The organism is Streptomyces phaeofaciens, assembly GCF_014648915.1.
Taxonomy (GTDB): Bacteria; Actinomycetota; Actinomycetes; order Streptomycetales; family Streptomycetaceae; genus Streptomyces; species Streptomyces phaeofaciens.
Map to the genome: position 1 here is coordinate 675,995 of NZ_BMSA01000001.1, position 16,141 is coordinate 692,135.

15 protein-coding genes are annotated in these 16,141 nt (G+C 72.3%); 11 read left to right on the forward strand and 4 right to left on the reverse strand.

Annotation, left to right across the window (positions count from 1 at the left end; genetic code table 11):
* Nucleotides 1-17: 17 nt before the first annotated feature.
* Entirely contained in the window at nucleotides 18-2,273 is a 2,256-nt protein-coding gene (locus IE275_RS02765; RefSeq protein WP_373299158.1) for an RICIN domain-containing protein, read from the forward strand.
* Nucleotides 2,270-3,553 (forward strand): ThuA domain-containing protein, encoded by a 1,284-nt coding sequence (locus IE275_RS02770; protein ID WP_189707037.1) that lies wholly within the window; start codon nucleotides 2,270-2,272, stop codon nucleotides 3,551-3,553. The genes IE275_RS02765 and IE275_RS02770 overlap by 4 nt, the downstream gene beginning before the upstream one ends.
* A 100-nt stretch (nucleotides 3,554-3,653) precedes the next feature.
* Here the strand turns inward: IE275_RS02770 and IE275_RS02775 are convergent, their stop codons facing one another.
* The 3 genes from IE275_RS02775 to paaK form a co-directional block, all read right to left on the reverse strand.
* Complete coding sequence (locus IE275_RS02775; RefSeq protein ID WP_189707039.1) at nucleotides 3,654-4,895, reverse strand: glycosyltransferase; 1,242 nt, start codon at nucleotides 4,893-4,895, stop codon at nucleotides 3,654-3,656.
* Between the two features lie 140 nt (nucleotides 4,896-5,035).
* Entirely contained in the window at nucleotides 5,036-5,659 is a 624-nt protein-coding gene (locus IE275_RS02780) for a TetR/AcrR family transcriptional regulator (protein ID WP_189707041.1), read from the reverse strand.
* Nucleotides 5,660-5,684: 25 nt separating this feature from the next.
* On the reverse strand, nucleotides 5,685-7,031 hold the full coding sequence (gene paaK, locus IE275_RS02785; protein WP_189707043.1) for a phenylacetate--CoA ligase PaaK: 1,347 nt from the start codon (nucleotides 7,029-7,031) through the stop codon (nucleotides 5,685-5,687).
* A gap of 211 nt (nucleotides 7,032-7,242) precedes the next feature.
* On the opposite strand from paaK, the gene IE275_RS02790 reads away from it, so the two are divergent.
* From IE275_RS02790 to paaE, 7 genes are all read left to right on the forward strand, one after another.
* A complete protein-coding gene (locus tag IE275_RS02790; RefSeq protein ID WP_189707045.1) occupies nucleotides 7,243-8,466 on the forward strand; it encodes a thiolase family protein in 1,224 nt (407 codons plus the stop codon).
* Between the two features lie 121 nt (nucleotides 8,467-8,587).
* Nucleotides 8,588-9,442: a 3-hydroxyacyl-CoA dehydrogenase family protein gene (locus IE275_RS02795; RefSeq protein WP_189707046.1), complete on the forward strand. Its 855-nt coding sequence runs from the start codon at nucleotides 8,588-8,590 to the stop codon at nucleotides 9,440-9,442.
* A 101-nt stretch (nucleotides 9,443-9,543) separates the two neighbouring features.
* Nucleotides 9,544-10,533: a 1,2-phenylacetyl-CoA epoxidase subunit PaaA gene (paaA, locus tag IE275_RS02800; RefSeq protein WP_189707048.1), complete on the forward strand. Its 990-nt coding sequence runs from the start codon at nucleotides 9,544-9,546 to the stop codon at nucleotides 10,531-10,533.
* Nucleotides 10,530-10,832, forward strand: a complete 303-nt coding sequence (gene paaB, locus IE275_RS02805) for a 1,2-phenylacetyl-CoA epoxidase subunit PaaB (protein ID WP_189707050.1) — start codon at nucleotides 10,530-10,532, stop codon at nucleotides 10,830-10,832. Before paaA ends, paaB begins: the two co-directional genes overlap by 4 nt.
* A 9-nt stretch (nucleotides 10,833-10,841) precedes the next feature.
* Nucleotides 10,842-11,672 carry a 1,2-phenylacetyl-CoA epoxidase subunit PaaC gene (gene paaC / locus IE275_RS02810; protein ID WP_189707052.1) on the forward strand — a complete coding sequence of 277 codons (831 nt, stop codon included), beginning with the start codon at nucleotides 10,842-10,844 and terminating at the stop codon, nucleotides 11,670-11,672.
* The gene (gene paaD, locus IE275_RS02815) at nucleotides 11,666-12,181 is read left to right on the forward strand and encodes a 1,2-phenylacetyl-CoA epoxidase subunit PaaD (protein ID WP_189707054.1); all 516 of its coding nucleotides are present in this window, start codon (nucleotides 11,666-11,668) and stop codon (nucleotides 12,179-12,181) included. The genes paaC and paaD overlap by 7 nt, the downstream gene beginning before the upstream one ends.
* Nucleotides 12,181-13,284 (forward strand): 1,2-phenylacetyl-CoA epoxidase subunit PaaE, encoded by a 1,104-nt coding sequence (gene paaE, locus IE275_RS02820; protein ID WP_189707056.1) that lies wholly within the window; start codon nucleotides 12,181-12,183, stop codon nucleotides 13,282-13,284. Before paaD ends, paaE begins: the two co-directional genes overlap by 1 nt.
* An 88-nt stretch (nucleotides 13,285-13,372) precedes the next feature.
* Here paaE and IE275_RS02825 read toward each other — a convergent pair whose 3' ends face one another.
* A complete protein-coding gene (locus tag IE275_RS02825; RefSeq protein ID WP_189707058.1) occupies nucleotides 13,373-13,810 on the reverse strand; it encodes a DoxX family protein in 438 nt (145 codons plus the stop codon).
* A gap of 226 nt (nucleotides 13,811-14,036) precedes the next feature.
* On the opposite strand from IE275_RS02825, the gene IE275_RS02830 reads away from it, so the two are divergent.
* The gene (locus IE275_RS02830) at nucleotides 14,037-15,290 is read left to right on the forward strand and encodes a serine hydrolase domain-containing protein (protein ID WP_373299159.1); all 1,254 of its coding nucleotides are present in this window, start codon (nucleotides 14,037-14,039) and stop codon (nucleotides 15,288-15,290) included.
* A gap of 179 nt (nucleotides 15,291-15,469) precedes the next feature.
* Nucleotides 15,470-16,114 (forward strand): hypothetical protein, encoded by a 645-nt coding sequence (locus IE275_RS02835; protein WP_189707060.1) that lies wholly within the window; start codon nucleotides 15,470-15,472, stop codon nucleotides 16,112-16,114.
* Nucleotides 16,115-16,141: the final 27 nt, after the last annotated feature.

The window sequence follows — 16,141 nt, forward strand, 5'->3', positions numbered from 1 at the left end:
TCTCGCCAGGAGAAGACGTGCTGCGATACCCGCCACCCCCCGTCGGCCGCCGCCCCCGCTCCGGCCCGGCCGCCCGCGCCGCGGTGCGCCGCGTCTCGGCGTTCGCGGCCGTGGCCACCGCCGCCTCCCTCCTCACCGGCGTCCAGCCGAGTCAGGCCGCCGTCCCGAAGGCGGCCGCCGCCGCGGCGGCCCTGCCCACCAGCTGGTCGACGGTCGTGAACAGCGGCAGCGGCAAGTGCCTGGACGCCCGGGCGGCGGCGACGGTGAACGGCACCGCGGTGCAGCAGTACGCGTGCAACGGCAGCACCGCCCAGCAATGGAGTTTCACCGCCACCGGCGACGGCTTCGTACGGATCGGCAACCGCAACGACGCCCAGCAGGTCGTGGACGTGAGCGAGGTGTCCACCGCCGACAACGCGGCCGTGCACCTGTGGACGTACGGCGGCGGGACCAACCAGCAGTGGCAGGCCGTCGACGAGGGCGGCGGCGCCTACCACTTCGTCAACCGCAACAGCGGCAAGTGTCTCGACGTCCCGTCCGCCTCGACGGCCGACAGCGTCCAGCTGGTGCAGTACACCTGCAACGGCACGGCCGCCCAGCGATTCCAGGTGACGCCGGTGACCACCGCACCCGGGGACGTCGACCTCGGCCCCAACGTGGTGGTGTTCGACCCGTCGATGCCGTCGGCCACCATCCAGAGCCGGCTGAACCAGATCTTCCAGCAGCAGGAGACCAACCAGTTCGGCTCCCAGCGCTACGCGGTCATGTTCAAGCCGGGCACGTACAGCAACGACGTCAACGTCGGTTTCTACACCCAGGTCCTGGGCCTCGGCCAGTCGCCCGACTCGGTCACGATCAACGGCGCCGTGCACGTGGAGGCCGACTGGTTCCCGCCGCAGAACGCCACTCAGAACTTCTGGCGCGGCGCCGAGAACCTGTCGGTCAACCCGACGGGCGGCACCGACCGGTGGGCCGTCTCCCAGGCGTCCGGGTACCGGCGCATGCACGTCCGCGGCAACCTGGAGCTGAGCGACGGCGGCTGGTCCAGCGGCGGCTTCATGGCCGACAGCAAGATCGACGGCCAGGTCCGCTCGGGCACCCAGCAGCAGTGGCTCACCCGCAACTCGCAGCTCGGCAGCTGGACCGGTTCCAACTGGAACATGGTCTTCGTCGGCAGCCAGGGCGTGCCCGGCAACAGCTTCCCCAACCCGCCGTACACCACGGTCGACCGGACCCCCACGGTCCGTGAGAAGCCGTTCCTGTACGTCGACAACGCGGGCGCCTACCGGGTGTTCGTGCCGTCCTTGCGCACCAACTCCTCCGCCACCACCTGGGCGACCGGCACCGCCGCGGGCACCTCCCTGGGCATCGACCAGTTCTTCGTCGTCAGGCCGGGCGCCACCGCGGCCCAGATCAACGCGGCCCTGGCCGAAGGCAAGAACCTGCTGGTCACCCCCGGCGTCCACCACCTGAACCAGACCCTGCGGGTGACCCGTCCCGACACGGTCGTCCTCGGCCTGGGCCTGGCCACCTTCGTCCCGGACAACGGCGTCACGGCCATGACCGTCGCGGACGTCGACGGAGTGAAGATCGCCGGTGTGCTCTTCGACGCCGGGACCACCAACTCGCAGACCCTGGTGGAGATCGGCCCGGCCGGCGCCGCCGCCGGTCACGCGGCGAACCCCACCTCCCTGCACGACGTGTACTTCCGCGTCGGCGGAGCGGCCGTCGGGAAGGCCACCACCAGCCTCGTCGTCAACAGCGACAACGTCATCGGCGACCACATGTGGATCTGGCGCGGCGACCACGGCAGCGGCATCGGCTGGAACTCCAACACCGCCGACACCGGACTCGTCGTCAACGGCGACGACGTCACCATGTACGGCCTCTTCGTCGAGCACTACCAGAAGCACCAGACCCTCTGGAACGGCAACGGCGGCCGGACGTACTTCTACCAGAACGAGATGCCCTACGACCCGCCGAACCAGGCCGCCTGGATGAACGGCTCCACGCAGGGCTACGCCGCCTACAAGGTCGCCAACTCCGTCACCAGCCACCAGGCGTACGGCCTCGGCAGCTACTGCTACTTCAACGTCAACCCGTCCGTCACCGCCGAGCACGCCTTCGAGGTGCCGAACAACCCCGGCGTCCGCTTCCAGAACATGGTGACCGTGTCGCTCGGCGGCACCGGCACCATCCGCCACGTCATCAACGACCGCGGCGGTCCCTCCAACTCCGCCACCAACGTGGCGAACCTGGTGAGTCACCCGTGAGGCGGCTCGCAGCACGGCTGCTGACCACGCTGGCACTGGCGCTGGGGCTGACCGCCCCGGCCCAGGCCGGGCCCACCGCCTCCGCCGCGCCCCTGGCGCCCGACTTCAAGGTCATCGCCTTCTACAACGGCACCTGGGACGCCGCGCACATCGACTTCGTCAAGGAAGCCAACGAGTGGTTTCCGCGGACCGCCGCGCAGAACAACTTCTCCTACACGGCGACCACCGACTGGAACCTGCTCGCCAACGGCGGGGTGAACGACTACCAGGTCGTCCTCTTCCTCGACGACGCGCCCCAGACCGCCGCCCAGCGGACCGGCTTCGAGCGGTACATCCGGGCGGGCGGCGGCTGGCTGGGCTTCCACGTCTCGGCCTTCACCACCGACGCCGGCTCCTGGCCCTGGTACTACAACCAGTTCCTCGGCAGCGGCAACTTCAGAAGCAACACCTGGGGGCCGACGACGGCGGTGCTGCGTACCGAGGACCGCACCCACCCCGCCACCACCGGGCTGCCCGCCACCTTCACCTCCGCGGTCAGCGAGTGGTACAGCTGGAGCAACGACCTGCGGACGAATCCGAGCATCAGGATCCTCGCGTCGGTCGACCCCGCCGGCTTCCCCCTGGGCACGGACCCGAACCAGTCCTGGTACAGCGGCTATTACCCGATCCTGTGGACCAACACCCAGTACAGGATGCTGTACGCGAACTTCGGGCACAACGCCATGGACTACGCCACCAACACCCGGCTGTCCTCGACGTTCGCGAGCGCCACGCAGAACCGCTTCCTGATCGACGGGCTCAAGTGGCTGGGCGGAGCGGGCGGCGGCCCCGCGCCGGGCGACCCGATCTCCGAGACCACGTGGTATTCGCTGACCGACGCCGGCAACGGCACCTGCGTCGACGCCCGCGCGGCGGGCACGGCCAACGGCACCGCGATCCAGCAGTACAGCTGCAACGGGACCACGGCCCAGCAGTTCCAGTTCCGCCCCACCGGCGACGGCTACACCCGGATCGCGGGCCGCGGCGATCCGCAGCAGGTCGTCGACGTCACCGGCGTCTCCACCGCGGACGACGCGCCCCTGCAACTGTGGACCTACGGCGGTGGCGGCAACCAGCAGTGGCTGCCGGTGCGGGAGGCCTCCGGTCGCTACCACTTCACCGCACGCCACAGCGGCAAGTGCCTGAGCACCACGGGCACTTCGGCCCAGGGAACCCAGCTGGTCCAGCGCCCGTGCAACGGCTCCGCAGCACAGAGCTTCCAGCTGACCGCCCGGCCATGAGCACACGGCCGCAGACCGGCTGACCGATCGGCCGAGCCGCGTACCGGATCCTCCTCCCGGAACGCGGCTCGGCTGCGCCGGCGGGCCGGTCCGCCGTGGCTCACCGGGACACGGGCGGCCGCTCCCGGCGGATCGTGTCGAGCAGCAGCTTCGCGGCCACGGCCGCACCGTCCGTGCACAGGGTGCCGGCCACGGCGGACGCCCGGGCGCGGGTGGCGGGGGCCAGGGCCGTCGTGAGGGCGGCCGAAAGCGAAGCGAAGGTGGGGGTCGGGCCGTCGTGCGCCGCGCCGATGCCCAGGTCGGCCACCCGGCCGGCCCAGTACGGCTGGTCGGCGATCTGGGGGACCACCACCTGGGGCGCGCCGGCCCGGGCGGCCGTCGTCGTGGTGCCCGCGCCGCCGTGGTGCACGACGGCGGCCACCCGCCGGAACAGCGCCTGGTGGTTGACCTCGTCGACGGTGAAGCAGTCGTCCTGGTCGTCGATCACGCCCAGGTCCGCCCAGCCGCGCCCGACCAGCAGCCGGCGGCCCTGGGCGCGCACCGCCTCGACGGCCACCTGGGCGATGTCCTTCGACTCGCGCATGGGCATGCTGCCGAAGCCCACGTACACCGGCGCCTCGCCCGCGTCGAGGAACGCCGTCAGCCCGGCCGGGAGCGGGCGTTCGTCCGCCAGGACCCACGCACCGGTCTGCACGACATCGAGGTCCGCCGGCTCCCGCCACGGAGCGAGCACCGGGTCCGCCGCCAGCCATGGCCGGCCGGTGAAGACATGACCGCGGACGTCGTCCACCGGCGGCCGGCCCAGCGACTCCCGGTGGGCGTTCAGCCCGGGGCCGTACAGCGCGTCGAAGCTCCTGGCGTTCAGGTCCCACAGCTCCCGGTTGTCGGTCATGCCCGGCGGGAACGGCCAGAGCGGCAGCGGCAGCGGCGCATGGTGCGGCGACGGCAGCATGGTCGGGAAGAAGCTCACGTACACGAACGGGATGCCCAGGGTCTCGGCCACCGACTGCGCGCCGGCCACGGCCGGGACCAGGCCGGTCGCCACCACCGCGTCACACTCCTCGGCCGCCGCGGCGACCGCCTCGTACTGCGCGCGGACCAGCGCGGCCGCGCGCTGGGGCAGTCCCTCCGGCGACAGCGGCGCCGTCCCGGTCACCAGTGTGCGCACCGGCTCGGCGGCCGGCACGAACTCCACGCCGAAACCGGCGAGCAGCTTCGCGAACTCCTCGTCCGACGGCGCGCACACCCTGACCTCCGCGCCGAGTTCCCGCAACCGCACCGCGAGCGCCGCCATGGGCTGGACGTCTCCGCGCGATCCGAACGTCGACAACACCACACGCATCTCGTGCCCCCGTTTTCGTGGAATCCGGCTTCGGCGGGCGATTCTGCGGCACGAGGGGGGCCTTGCCGCAAGCCCCCAGCTGCGCTATATGTTGACCATGGCAAGGAGCGCGGACACTCCTTGTCTTTTCTTTTGCCGCCTCAGCCTTGGGGCTGTCGCGCGCTCAGGCCGTCGAAGAGTACGGCGGTCAGGGCGTCGGCGAGGGCCGGCACCGGCAGGCCGCCTTCCGGCCGGTACCACTCGATGAGTGAGTTGACCGTGCCGAACAGCAGCCGGCTGGCCAGGTGCGGGTCGATGTCGTCCCGCACGCCGCCCTCGGCCGCCGCGGCGGACACCAGACCGGCGACGCGGTGGTCGAAGTCGCGGCGCCGTGCCAGGGCCCGCTCCTCGCTCGCGCTGTTGCCGTGCAGGCGCAGCAGCAGGGTGACGTAGGGCAGCTCGGCGGCCAGGACCTCGACACTGCGCCGGACGACGTGCCGCAGATGCGCGGTCGCCGTGGCGTCCGGGCCGGGGGCCTCGTCGAGGACCGCGAAGAGGGCGTCCAGGGCCCGGGTGACGGCGAGGTCGAGCAGTTCCGCCTTGCCGGAGACATGGTGGTAGATGCTCGACTTGCTCAGCCCCAGGCGTCGGGCCAGTTCTTCCATGCCGGTGCCGTCGTAGCCGCGCTCGTTGAAGACCGCGACCGCGACCTCCAGGAGGGAGTCGCGGTCGTAGACGGGGCGGCCGCGGCGGTCGCCGGAGGTCTGTGCGGTCGGTCTGCTCATCGTGTCATTGTGACAAGAGGACGGATCACGGCTCGCGCCGGTCCTTCACCCGGCGCAGCTTGCCCAGGGAACGCTCCAGTGTGTCCGGGTCGACGACCGTGACGTCCACGGTCACCCCCACACCGTCCTTGACGCCCCTGGCGATCGCCCGGGCGGCATCCTCGCGCCGGTCGGCGGGTGTGCCGGGGCGGGCCTCGACACGGACGGTCATGTGGTCCATCCGCTCCCGCCGGGTCAGCTCGATCTGGAAGTGGGGGGCGACACCGGGGGTGCGCAGCACGATCTCCTCGATCTGGCTCGGGAAGACGTTCACCCCGCGCAGGATGATCATGTCGTCGCAGCGGCCGGTGATCTTCTCGATCCGGCGGAAGGCGGGCCGGGCGGTGCCGGGCAGCAGCCGGGTCAGATCGCGGGTGCGGTAGCGGATGATCGGCAGGGCCTCCTTGGTGAGGGAGGTGAAGACCAGCTCGCCCTCCTCGCCCTCGGCCAGGACGTCGTCCGTGAAGGGGTCGACGACCTCGGGGTAGAAGTGGTCCTCCCACACGTGCAGACCGTCCTTGGTCTCCACGCACTCCTGGGCCACCCCGGGGCCGATCACCTCCGACAGTCCGTATATGTCGACGGCGTGGATGTCCATGCGCTCCTCGATCTCGCGGCGCATCGCCTCCGTCCACGGCTCGGCGCCGAAGATGCCGACCTTCAGGGAGGTGGAGCGCGGGTCGACGCCCTGCCGCTCGAACTCGTCGAGCAGGGTGAGCATGTAGGAGGGGGTGACCATGATGATCTCGGGCCGGAAGTCCTGGATGATCTGCACCTGGCGTGCGGTCATGCCGCCCGAGGCGGGGATCACGGTGCAGCCGGCCCGTTCGGCGCCGTAGTGGGCGCCGAGGCCGCCGGTGAACAGGCCGTAGCCGTAGGAGATGTGCACCTTGTGGCCGGGGCGGCCGCCGGCGGCGCGGATCGAGCGGGCGACCATGTCGGCCCACATCGCCAGGTCGTTCTCCGTGTAGCCGACCACGGTCGGGCGGCCCGTGGTGCCGCTGGAGGCGTGGACGCGGCGGACCTGGTCCATCGGGACGGCGAACATGCCGAACGGGTAGGTGTCGCGCAGGTCGGCCTTGGTGGTGAAGGGGAAGCGGGCCAGATCCTCCAGGGAGCGGCAGTCCTCGGGCGTGACCCCGGCCCCGTCGAACTTCTTGCGGTACAGCTCGACGTTGTCGTAGGCGTGCCGCAGGGTCGCGCGCAGCCGGCGCAGCTGGAGATCGCGCAGCTCCGCGCGCGACAGCCGCTCGCCGTCGTCCTTCAGCTCGTGGGGCAGGGGCTCTCCTCGGCGGGCCGGCGTCGGGGCCGGGGTCTCCAGCTCGCTCGTCATTGCTGCGGCTCCTTGGGTTTCACCGATGCCGTTCGCGTGGCGCGCGTCGCCGTGGCCACTGCCTTGTGTGCCGACCGAACATTCGGTTAGCGTGCGACAGGGCCAACTTATCCAGCCAGAAACCGTGCCTGTCAAGAGGTGCACACCTGGCGGCGTGCACGGGAACCGGTCCGCCCGTCGTGCCGCCCGGTCACCCCGGAGGAGCCCGTTCATGCCTGACGAGGTCTACCTGATCGACGGGGCCCGCACCCCGCAGGGCCGCTACGGCGGCGCCCTTGCCTCCGTACGCCCCGACGACCTGGCCGCCCTGGTGGTCGGCGAGGCCGTGCGCCGCGCCGCGATCCCGGCGGACGCCGTGGACGAGGTGATCCTGGGCGCCGCCAACCAGGCCGGTGAGGACAACCGGGACGTGGCGCGCATGGCCGTGCTGCTGGCCGGACTCCCGCACACGGTGCCCGGGTACACGGTCAACCGGCTGTGCGCCTCGGGCCTGACGGCCGTCGCCTCCGCCGCCCAGGCGATCCGGGCCGGCGAGGCCGACCTGGTCGTGGCCGGCGGGGTGGAGTCCATGACCCGGGCCCCCTGGGTGATGGAGAAGCCCGGCACGCCGTGGGCCAAGCCGGGGGAGGTGTACGACACCTCGCTGGGCTGGCGCTTCACCAACCCGCGCTTCGCCGCCGCCGACCGGGCCGTGCCCGCCGGAGCCGGTCCCGGGACGGCGAAGGTCACCCTGTCGATGGGCGAGACCGCCGAGGAGGTCGCCGCGCTCGACGGCATCACCCGCGCCGACTCCGACGCCTTCGCCCTGCGCAGCCACCAGCGGGCCCTCGCGGCGCAGGCGGCGGGGCACTTCGACCGGGAGATCGTGCCGGTGCCGGTGAAGGGCGGCGAGGTCACCCGCGACGAGGGGCCGCGCCCCGCCACCACCCTGGACAAGCTCGGCACGCTCCGGACCATCTTCCGCGAGGACGGCATCGTCACGGCGGGCTCCTCCTCGCCGCTCTCCGACGGCGCGGCCGCGCTGGTCGTGGCGAGCGCGGCGGCCGTCGAGCGGTACGGGCTCACCCCCCGCGCCCGGATCGTCACCTCCGCCTCGGCCGGCGTCCGGCCGAACGTCATGGGACTCGGTCCGGTGCCCGCCACCGAGAAGGCCCTCGCCCGCGCCGGATGGCGGACCGCCGACCTGGACGCGGTCGAGCTGAACGAGGCGTTCGCCGTGCAGGCGCTGGCCGTGATCCGCCGGCTCGAGCTCGACGAGGGGAAGGTCAACGCCGACGGCGGGGCCATCGCGCTGGGCCACCCGCTGGGCTGCTCGGGCGCCCGCATCCTGCTCACCCTGCTGGGCCGGCTGGAGCGGGAGGACGCCCGCCGGGGCCTCGCCACCCTGTGCGTGGGTGTCGGCCAGGGCGTGGCGATGCTGGTGGAGCGGGTGTGAGCGCGGTGATCACGGCCAGCGTGTGCCCGGCGAGAACGGCCCGGGTTGGAGGGCCGGGGCGCCGCGAGGGCCAGGACCGGAAGAACCGTACGATCCGCTTCCAGGAGAACAGGACCCGGACATGACCACAGCACCCGCAGTCGTCGGGGTGATCGGCGGCGGCCGTATGGGCGCCGGTATCGCACAGTCCTTCGCGGCGGCCGGCTCGTCCGTCACCGTCGTGGAGAGCGGCGCCGAGGCGGCCGCCGCGGCACTGGACCGGGTCGCCGCCGGCCTGAAGCGGGCCGCCGAACGCGACCGGCTGACCGAGCCGGCCGAGCAGGTGCTCGCCCGGGTCACCACCGTCTCCTCGGTCGACGACCTGCCCGCGCACGCCGATCTGGTCGTGGAGGCCGTCCCCGAGGACGCCGCCCTCAAGGCCCGCGTCCTGGCCGCCGCCGAACGGGCGGTGGGCGAGGAGACCGTCCTGGCCAGCAACACCAGCTCCCTGTCGGTCACCGAACTGGCCGCCGCCCTCGTCCGGCCAGGCCGCTTCCTGGGCATGCACTTCTTCAACCCGGTGCCCGCCTCCGAGCTGGTCGAGATCGTCCTCGCCCCGGAGACCGGCGCCGCCACCGTGCGGGCCGCCCTCGACTGGACGCACGGCCTCGGCAAGCAGGACGTCGTGGTGAAGGACTCGCCCGGCTTCGCCAGCAGCCGGCTCGGCGTGGCCCTCGGCCTGGAGGCGATCCGTATGGTCGAGGAGGGGGTCGCGGAACCGGAGGCCATCGACGACGCCATGCGGCTCGGCTACAAGCACCCGATGGGCCCGCTGCGTCTGACCGACCTCGTCGGGCTCGATGTCCGCCTCGCCATCGCCGAGCACCTGCACGCCACCCTCGGCGAGCGTTTCGCCCCGCCCCGGCTGCTGCGCGAGAAGGTCGCCCGCGGTGAACTGGGGCGCAAGACGGGACAGGGGTTCCACACCTGGCGGTGAACGACACCGGGGGGCGAGCGCTCGGCGCTCGTCACCTCTTGTGGAAACCGGGGGAGTGCATCGTATGATGAACCGAACGAATGGTCGGTAGGGGAGATGGCATGAACGACGAACAGTCCGCCTCGGCGGCTCTCGCCGAGCCGCAGCCGGAGGAGTACGAGGAGTACTTCGAGGCCACCATCGCGCGCGACCAGCGCATCGAGCCGCGCGACTGGATGCCGGACGGCTACCGCAAGACGCTGATCCGGCAGATCGCGCAGCACGCCCACTCGGAGATCATCGGCATGCAGCCGGAGGGCGAGTGGATCACGCGTGCCCCCTCGCTGCGCCGCAAGGCGATCCTGTTCGCGAAGGTCCAGGACGAGGCCGGCCACGGCCTGTACCTGTACTCGGCCGCCGAGACCCTCGGCGCCGACCGCGCCGACCTCACCGAGCGGCTGATCGAGGGGCGCCAGAAGTACTCGTCGATCTTCAACTACCCGACACCGACCTTCGCCGACGTCGGCGTGATCGGCTGGTTCGTGGACGGCGCGGCCATCTGCAACCAGGTGCCGCTGTGCCGCAGCTCCTACGGCCCCTACGCCCGGGCCATGGTGCGCATCTGCAAGGAGGAGTCCTTCCACCAGCGGCAGGGCTTCGAGCTGCTGATGACCATGATGCGCGGCACCGAAGCCCAGCGGGAGATGGTCCAGGACGCCGTGAACCGCTGGTGGTGGCCGTCCCTGATGATGTTCGGACCGCCGGACGAGAACTCGCCCAACTCGGCCGCCTCCATGGCCTGGAAGATCAAGCGCCACAGCAACGACGAGCTGCGCCGGCGCTTCGTCGACATGACCGTGCCGCAGGCGCAGAAGCTCGGCGTCACCCTGCCCGACCCGGAGCTGCGGTGGAACGAGGAACGCGGCCGGCACGACTTCGGCACCCCCGACTGGGACGAGCTGATGCGCGTCATCAAGGGCGACGGGCCGTGCAACGCGCAGCGCGTCGAGCGGCGCCGCAGCGCCCACGAGGAAGGCGCCTGGGTACGGGAGGCGGCCGCGGCGCACGCGGCGAAGCAGACGGCACGCGCGAACGAAGGAGCGGCGGCATGAGCGACACCCACGAGACGAAGGCGAACTGGCCGCTGTACGAGGTGTTCGTGCGCGGCAAGCGGGGACTGAACCACGTCCACGTCGGCTCCCTGCACGCCGCCGACGACCGGATGGCCCTCACCCACGCCCGGGACCTGTACACCCGGCGCAACGAGGGAGTGAGCATCTGGGTGGTGCGCTCCGAGCACATCGCGGCCTCCACCCGCGACGAGAAGGACCCCTTCTTCGCGCCCAGCGCGGACAAGGTGTACCGACACCCCACCTTCTACGACATCCCCGACGACGTCCCCCACATCTAGGAGCAGGGCATGAGTGACGACCACGTCTACCTGGCCCTCGCCGAGGGACACGACGACAGTGACGCGCGGTGGGCGTTCGGCACCGGCTTCGAGGACCCGCTGCACGGCGTCGACACCGAGGTGCCCGCGGGCATCGACCGGGAGGAACTCGCCGCCTGCTGCCTCGCGCTCGGCGACGACGCCCTCGTCGCGGCCCAGCGCCTCGCCGAGTGGACCACCCGCGCCCCCGAGCTGGAGGAGGAGGTGGCGCTCGCCAACATCGGCCTCGACCTGCTCGGCCAGGCCCGCCTCCTGTACGCGCGCGCCGGCCACGCCGACGGCACCGGCCGCGGCGAGGACGCGTACGCCTACTTCCGCGACGCCGGCGACTACCGCAACGTCCGTCTGGCCGAACTCCCCAACGGGGACTTCGCGTTCAGCGTGGTGCGGCTGCTGGTGCTGTCCAGCTGGCGGCTCGCCCACTTCGAGCGGCTGACCGCCACCGCGGACCCGGTGCTCGCCGCCGTCGCCGTCAAGGGCGTGAAGGAGCTGGCCTACCACCGGCAGTGGGCCGCCGAGTGGGCCGTGCGGCTGGGCGACGGCACCGAGGAGTCGCACCGCCGCATGCGGGCCGCGCTGGCGGCCGTGACCCCCTACCTGGACGAGCTGTTCGCGGCGTACGACGTCCGCGACGACGTCCTCGGCGTCCTCGGCCAGGTCATGGACGCGGCCGGACTGGCGCTGCCCGAGGCACCGCCGCTGCCGGGATCGGGCCGGGACGGCGAGCACACCGAGCACCTCGCACCCCTGCTGGCCGAACTCCAGTCCGTCGCACGGGCCCACCCGGAGGCGGCATGGTGACCACCCTGACGGACCCCCGGCACGCCCGGCGGATCGCCGCGCACGTGCCGGACCCCGAGATGCCCATGCTCACCCTCGACGAACTGGGCGTCCTGCGCGACGTCGCGATCGACGCGGACGGGACGGTCGTCGCGAGCCTCACCCCCACGTACTCCGGCTGCCCGGCGATGGCCGAGATGCGCGCCGAGGTGGCCGCCCGGCTGACGGCCGCCGGCTACCCGCGCGTGGAGGTCCGCACGGTGCTCGACCCGCCGTGGACCACCGACTGGATCACACCGGACGGGCGCCGCAAGCTGGCCGAGCACGGCATCGCGCCGCCCGGCCCGGCGCCGCGGACCGCGCCCGGCCCGGTTCCCCTGGTGCTGTCGCCGACGCGCCGCGAGGTGCCGTGCCCGCGCTGCGGCTCGGCGGACACCGAGGAGACCTCCCGGTTCGGGGCCACGTCCTGCAAGGCACTGTGGCGCTGCCGTGCCTGCCGCGAGCCGTTCGAGTACGTCAAGGAGATCTGATGGCAGACCTGTTGAGCCCCGCCCCGGTCCGGGCGGCCCGGCGCCGGCCCGCCTTCCACCCGCTGCGCGTGGCCGCCGTCCAGCGGCTGTGCGAGGACGCAGTCTCCGTCGCCTTCGAGGTTCCGGAGGAACTGGCAGGGGAGTTCGCCTTCGCCCCCGGACAGTCGCTCACCCTGCGCCGCCAGGTCGACGGACGGGACGAGCGGCGCTCGTACTCCATCTGCGCGCCGGTCGGCGCACAGCCGCGCATCGGCGTGCGGGAGGTGCCCGGCGGTCTGTTCTCCTCCTGGCTGGTCCATGAGGTCGGGCCCGGCGACGTCGTCGAGGTGATGGCACCCACCGGCGCGTTCACCCCCGACCTCACCACGCCCGGACACCACGTCCTGGTCGCCGCCGGTTCCGGCATCACCCCGATGCTGTCCATCGCGGAGTCGGTCCTCGCCGCCGACGACCGCTTCCGGGTCACCCTCTTCTACGGCAACCGCCGCACCGACTCGGTGATGTTCGCCGACGATCTCGCCGACCTGAAGGACCTCCACCCCACCCGCTTCGAGCTGGCGCACGTCCTGTCCCGCGAGCCCCGCGAGGCCGAGGTGCTCACCGGCCGCCTCGACGGCGAACGGCTCGCCGCGCTCGTCGACGGCCTGGTCGACGTCACCGCCGCCGACCACTGGTGGCTCTGCGGCCCGCACGGCATGATCCGCGACGCCCAGCGCGTCCTGACCGGGCTCGGCGTACCCGGCGAACGGATCCACCAGGAACTGTTCTTCGCCGACGACGAGCCGGTACGGGAGGTGCGTCACCAGGACGCCGTCGCCGAGGGCCCGGTCACCCAGGTCACCATCACCCTGGACGGACGCTCCACCACCAGCCCGCTGCCGCGCACGGCGACGATCCTGGACGGCGCCCAGAAGACCCGCCCCGACCTGCCGTTCGCCTGCAAGGGCGGCGTCTGCGGCACCTGCCGCGCCCTGGTCGTCGAGGGCGAGGCCGACATGCGGCGCAACTACGCCCTCGAAACCGGCGAGATCGACGCGGGCTACGTCCTGACCTGCCAGACCTTCCCCGTCTCCGACACCCTCACGGTCGACTACGACAGCTGAGACGGCGCCGGACACGGGGCGGTCCGGCCCGTCGCCGTCGGGGGACACCCGGGGCGACGGGCCGCACGCGGGCCCGCCCCCGGGGCCGTCAGGCCGTCCCGCGGGCGGCCGAGGGCGACGGGGTCTCGCGGCCGAGCAGACCCGACAGGGACAGGGCGCCCGGACCGAAGAACACCAGGAGCAGGAAGCCCCAGCAGAAGAGCACCGGGGCGAGTCCGCCGTTCTGCAGGGGGAAGAGGCCGTCCTTCTGGTGCTCGGTGAAGTAGGCGAACGCCATGATGCCGGAGCTGAGGAAGGCCGCGCTGCGGGTCGCGACCCCGAGCAGCACGAGAACGCCGCACACCAGCTCGATCACCCCGGCGTACCAGAACGGCCAGTCGCCCACCGGACTGGCCTTGCGGTCCAGGATTCCGAAGACCGTCGCAGCGCCCTCACTGGTGAACAACAGGCCCAGGACCATGCGGAACAGGCCCAGCACGAGGGGCTGGCGCGTCGTCAGCCCGTCGCTGAGGCGCGAAGTGGTCATCGGTACTCCTCGAACACGTCGATACGGATGCGGAGGAGGACAGGGATCCTCCCGGTACTCCCTACGTCTGTGAGACCCGATGGGTTCAAGCCGGTCACCGAAAGACCGGACGGTCTCGCGGGGCGCGGGTCGCCGCCGAGTGGCCTGAACCCGGTCAACTCCCGGTCCACGGGCACGGTCCTTTCTGCCGACAGGCACGTACCGGCCCGGCGACGAGGGAGTCCCCATGCCAGAAGCACGTACGACCGCAGCGCGCCGCACCGCACGGCGCACCGGAGCCGTCGCGGCGGCCGCGGCCGGACTCATGGCCGCCACCACCGCCCTCGCGGGTCCGGCCACGGCGTCCCCGGAGGGGGCCGCCGGGGACGCGCCGCCCGCACCTCACGCCGCCACCCGGCAGGCCATGGACGCCCAGGTCACGGCGGGCGTCCCCGGTGTCACCGGCCAGGTCGCCGACGCCCACGGCGTCTGGATCGGCACCGCCGGGGTCGCCGACCTCGGGACCGGCCGTCCCCGCGGCGGCCAGGACCGCTACCGGATCGGCAGCATCACCAAGACCTTCGTCTCGACGGTCCTGCTCCAGTTGCAGGCCGAGGGCCGGATCGACCTCGACGACAGCGTGGACGAATGGCTGCCGGGGCTGGTCGAGGGCAACGGGCACGACGGCGGCCGCATCACCGTCCGCCAACTCCTCAACCACACCAGCGGCGTCTACAACTACACGGCCGACCCCGGATTCCAGCAGACGGTCTTCGGCCCCGGCTTCCTCGAACACCGCTACGACACCTGGTCCCCGCGCCGCCTCGTGCGGCTGGCGATGACGCACGCGCCCGACTTCCCGCCGGGCACCGACTGGTCGTACTCCAACACCAACTACGTGCTCGCCGGACTGGTCGTGGAGTCCGTGACCGGCAGGCCGTACGGCGAGGAGGTCCGGCGCCGGATCATCGGGCCGCTCGGGCTGCGCTCGACCGGCGTCCCGGGCACCGACTCCCGGATGCCGCGACCCGGCGGACGCGCGTACTCCAAGCTCTCCGAGGAATCCACCGGCACGACCTACGACGTCACCGAACTGAACCCGTCCATCGCCTGGGCGGCCGGCGAGATGATCTCCAGCTCGGCCGACCTCAACCGCTTCACCTCCGCCCTGCTGAGCGGCCGGCTCCTCACACCCGCCGGGCTGCGGGAGATGACCGCGACGATCCCGGCCGGCGAACAGCCGCCGGGCTCGGCGACCTACGGGCTCGGGCTCATGCGGCTGAAACTCTCCTGCGGCAAGGAGGTCTGGGGGCACACCGGCGGCATCCACGGCTCGCTGTCCGGCGCGGTGACCACGAAGAACGGGCGGCACTCCCTCGCCTTCAACCTCAACGGCGACTGGACCGGCGACCCGATCGCCCTCATGGAGGCCGAGTACTGCGGAACCACGGCGACCGCCCGGGAGGAAGGGAGCGCGGAGCGGCCGATGCCGCTGCTCTGAGCCGGCGCTCCGCCGGGCGCGGGGTGAGGGGGAGTCCGCGAGCGCCACGGCCGGGGCCGGGCCTCGCGGCCACTCTTCCGCGCCAGGCCGGGTGGCCTCCCTGGGCGGTGCGGGGCACGATGGACCCACCCGGCCAAAGGCCGCCAATCGTTGTGAAACCTGACGAAAGGCCTGATCTCATGAGCGACCGAGTGTCAGAGGCGAAGAGGAAGCCGCCGCGGACCCGCGTCGCCCATGCCCTCGCCGGCCTGGTCGTGCTCGCCACGGGTGCGGCGGGCCTGGTCTCGTGCAGTTCGGACGACGGCGGAGACGGCGACACCTCGGTCACCCCGCGCCCCAGCGCACCCGACACCGCGTCGTTCTCCGGCACCCTGCCGTCCGCCCTCAGCTCGCTCGGTGAGTCCGTCAAGGCGTCCGTCCGCGCGGCGGCCTCGGCCGCGGCCTCCTCCGCCTCGGCGAGGGCCTCGGAGTTCGAGGCGTCGGTGTCGGCGGAGGTCCTGCGCGCCAACCGGGCCGCCGAGACGGAACTCAAGGACGTCGAAGGCCGAGGGAACGCGACAGCCGACGTCTCCCTCAGCGGAAAGCCGAGAGCCGAGACGAGCGGTCTGCTCGCCGTCGTCGTGAACATCAGGAACAGCACGGACGAGACCGCGTCCTACGCCGTTCAGGTCGACTTCCGCGACTCCGACGGAAACGTCGTCGAGACCCGCTTCGTCGGCGCGGAGGACCTCGCGTCCGGCGGCCGCGCGACCCCCCTCGCGATCAGCCGCAAGCCCCCCGAGCCGCCACTGACCGCGGAGATCGCCAAGGCCCAGCGCTACTGAGCGACGGGCCGGAACTCCTCACCGGTA

What these genes read in the sequence shown, in the direction of transcription:
- IE275_RS02775 (WP_189707039.1), bottom strand. Translation starts at nt 4,895, where the DNA reads ATGCGTGTGGTGTTGTCGACGTTCGGATCGCGCGGAGACGTCCAGCCC.
- IE275_RS02780 (WP_189707041.1), bottom strand. Translation starts at nt 5,659, where the DNA reads ATGAGCAGACCGACCGCACAGACCTCCGGCGACCGCCGCGGCCGCCCC.
- paaK (WP_189707043.1), bottom strand. Translation starts at nt 7,031, where the DNA reads ATGACGAGCGAGCTGGAGACCCCGGCCCCGACGCCGGCCCGCCGAGGA.
- IE275_RS02790 (WP_189707045.1), top strand. Translation starts at nt 7,243, where the DNA reads ATGCCTGACGAGGTCTACCTGATCGACGGGGCCCGCACCCCGCAGGGC.
- IE275_RS02795 (WP_189707046.1), top strand. Translation starts at nt 8,588, where the DNA reads ATGACCACAGCACCCGCAGTCGTCGGGGTGATCGGCGGCGGCCGTATG.
- paaA (WP_189707048.1), top strand. Translation starts at nt 9,544, where the DNA reads ATGAACGACGAACAGTCCGCCTCGGCGGCTCTCGCCGAGCCGCAGCCG.
- paaB (WP_189707050.1), top strand. Translation starts at nt 10,530, where the DNA reads ATGAGCGACACCCACGAGACGAAGGCGAACTGGCCGCTGTACGAGGTG.
- paaC (WP_189707052.1), top strand. Translation starts at nt 10,842, where the DNA reads ATGAGTGACGACCACGTCTACCTGGCCCTCGCCGAGGGACACGACGAC.
- paaD (WP_189707054.1), top strand. Translation starts at nt 11,666, where the DNA reads ATGGTGACCACCCTGACGGACCCCCGGCACGCCCGGCGGATCGCCGCG.
- paaE (WP_189707056.1), top strand. Translation starts at nt 12,181, where the DNA reads ATGGCAGACCTGTTGAGCCCCGCCCCGGTCCGGGCGGCCCGGCGCCGG.
- IE275_RS02825 (WP_189707058.1), bottom strand. Translation starts at nt 13,810, where the DNA reads ATGACCACTTCGCGCCTCAGCGACGGGCTGACGACGCGCCAGCCCCTC.
- IE275_RS02830 (WP_373299159.1), top strand. Translation starts at nt 14,037, where the DNA reads ATGCCAGAAGCACGTACGACCGCAGCGCGCCGCACCGCACGGCGCACC.
- IE275_RS02835 (WP_189707060.1), top strand. Translation starts at nt 15,470, where the DNA reads ATGAGCGACCGAGTGTCAGAGGCGAAGAGGAAGCCGCCGCGGACCCGC.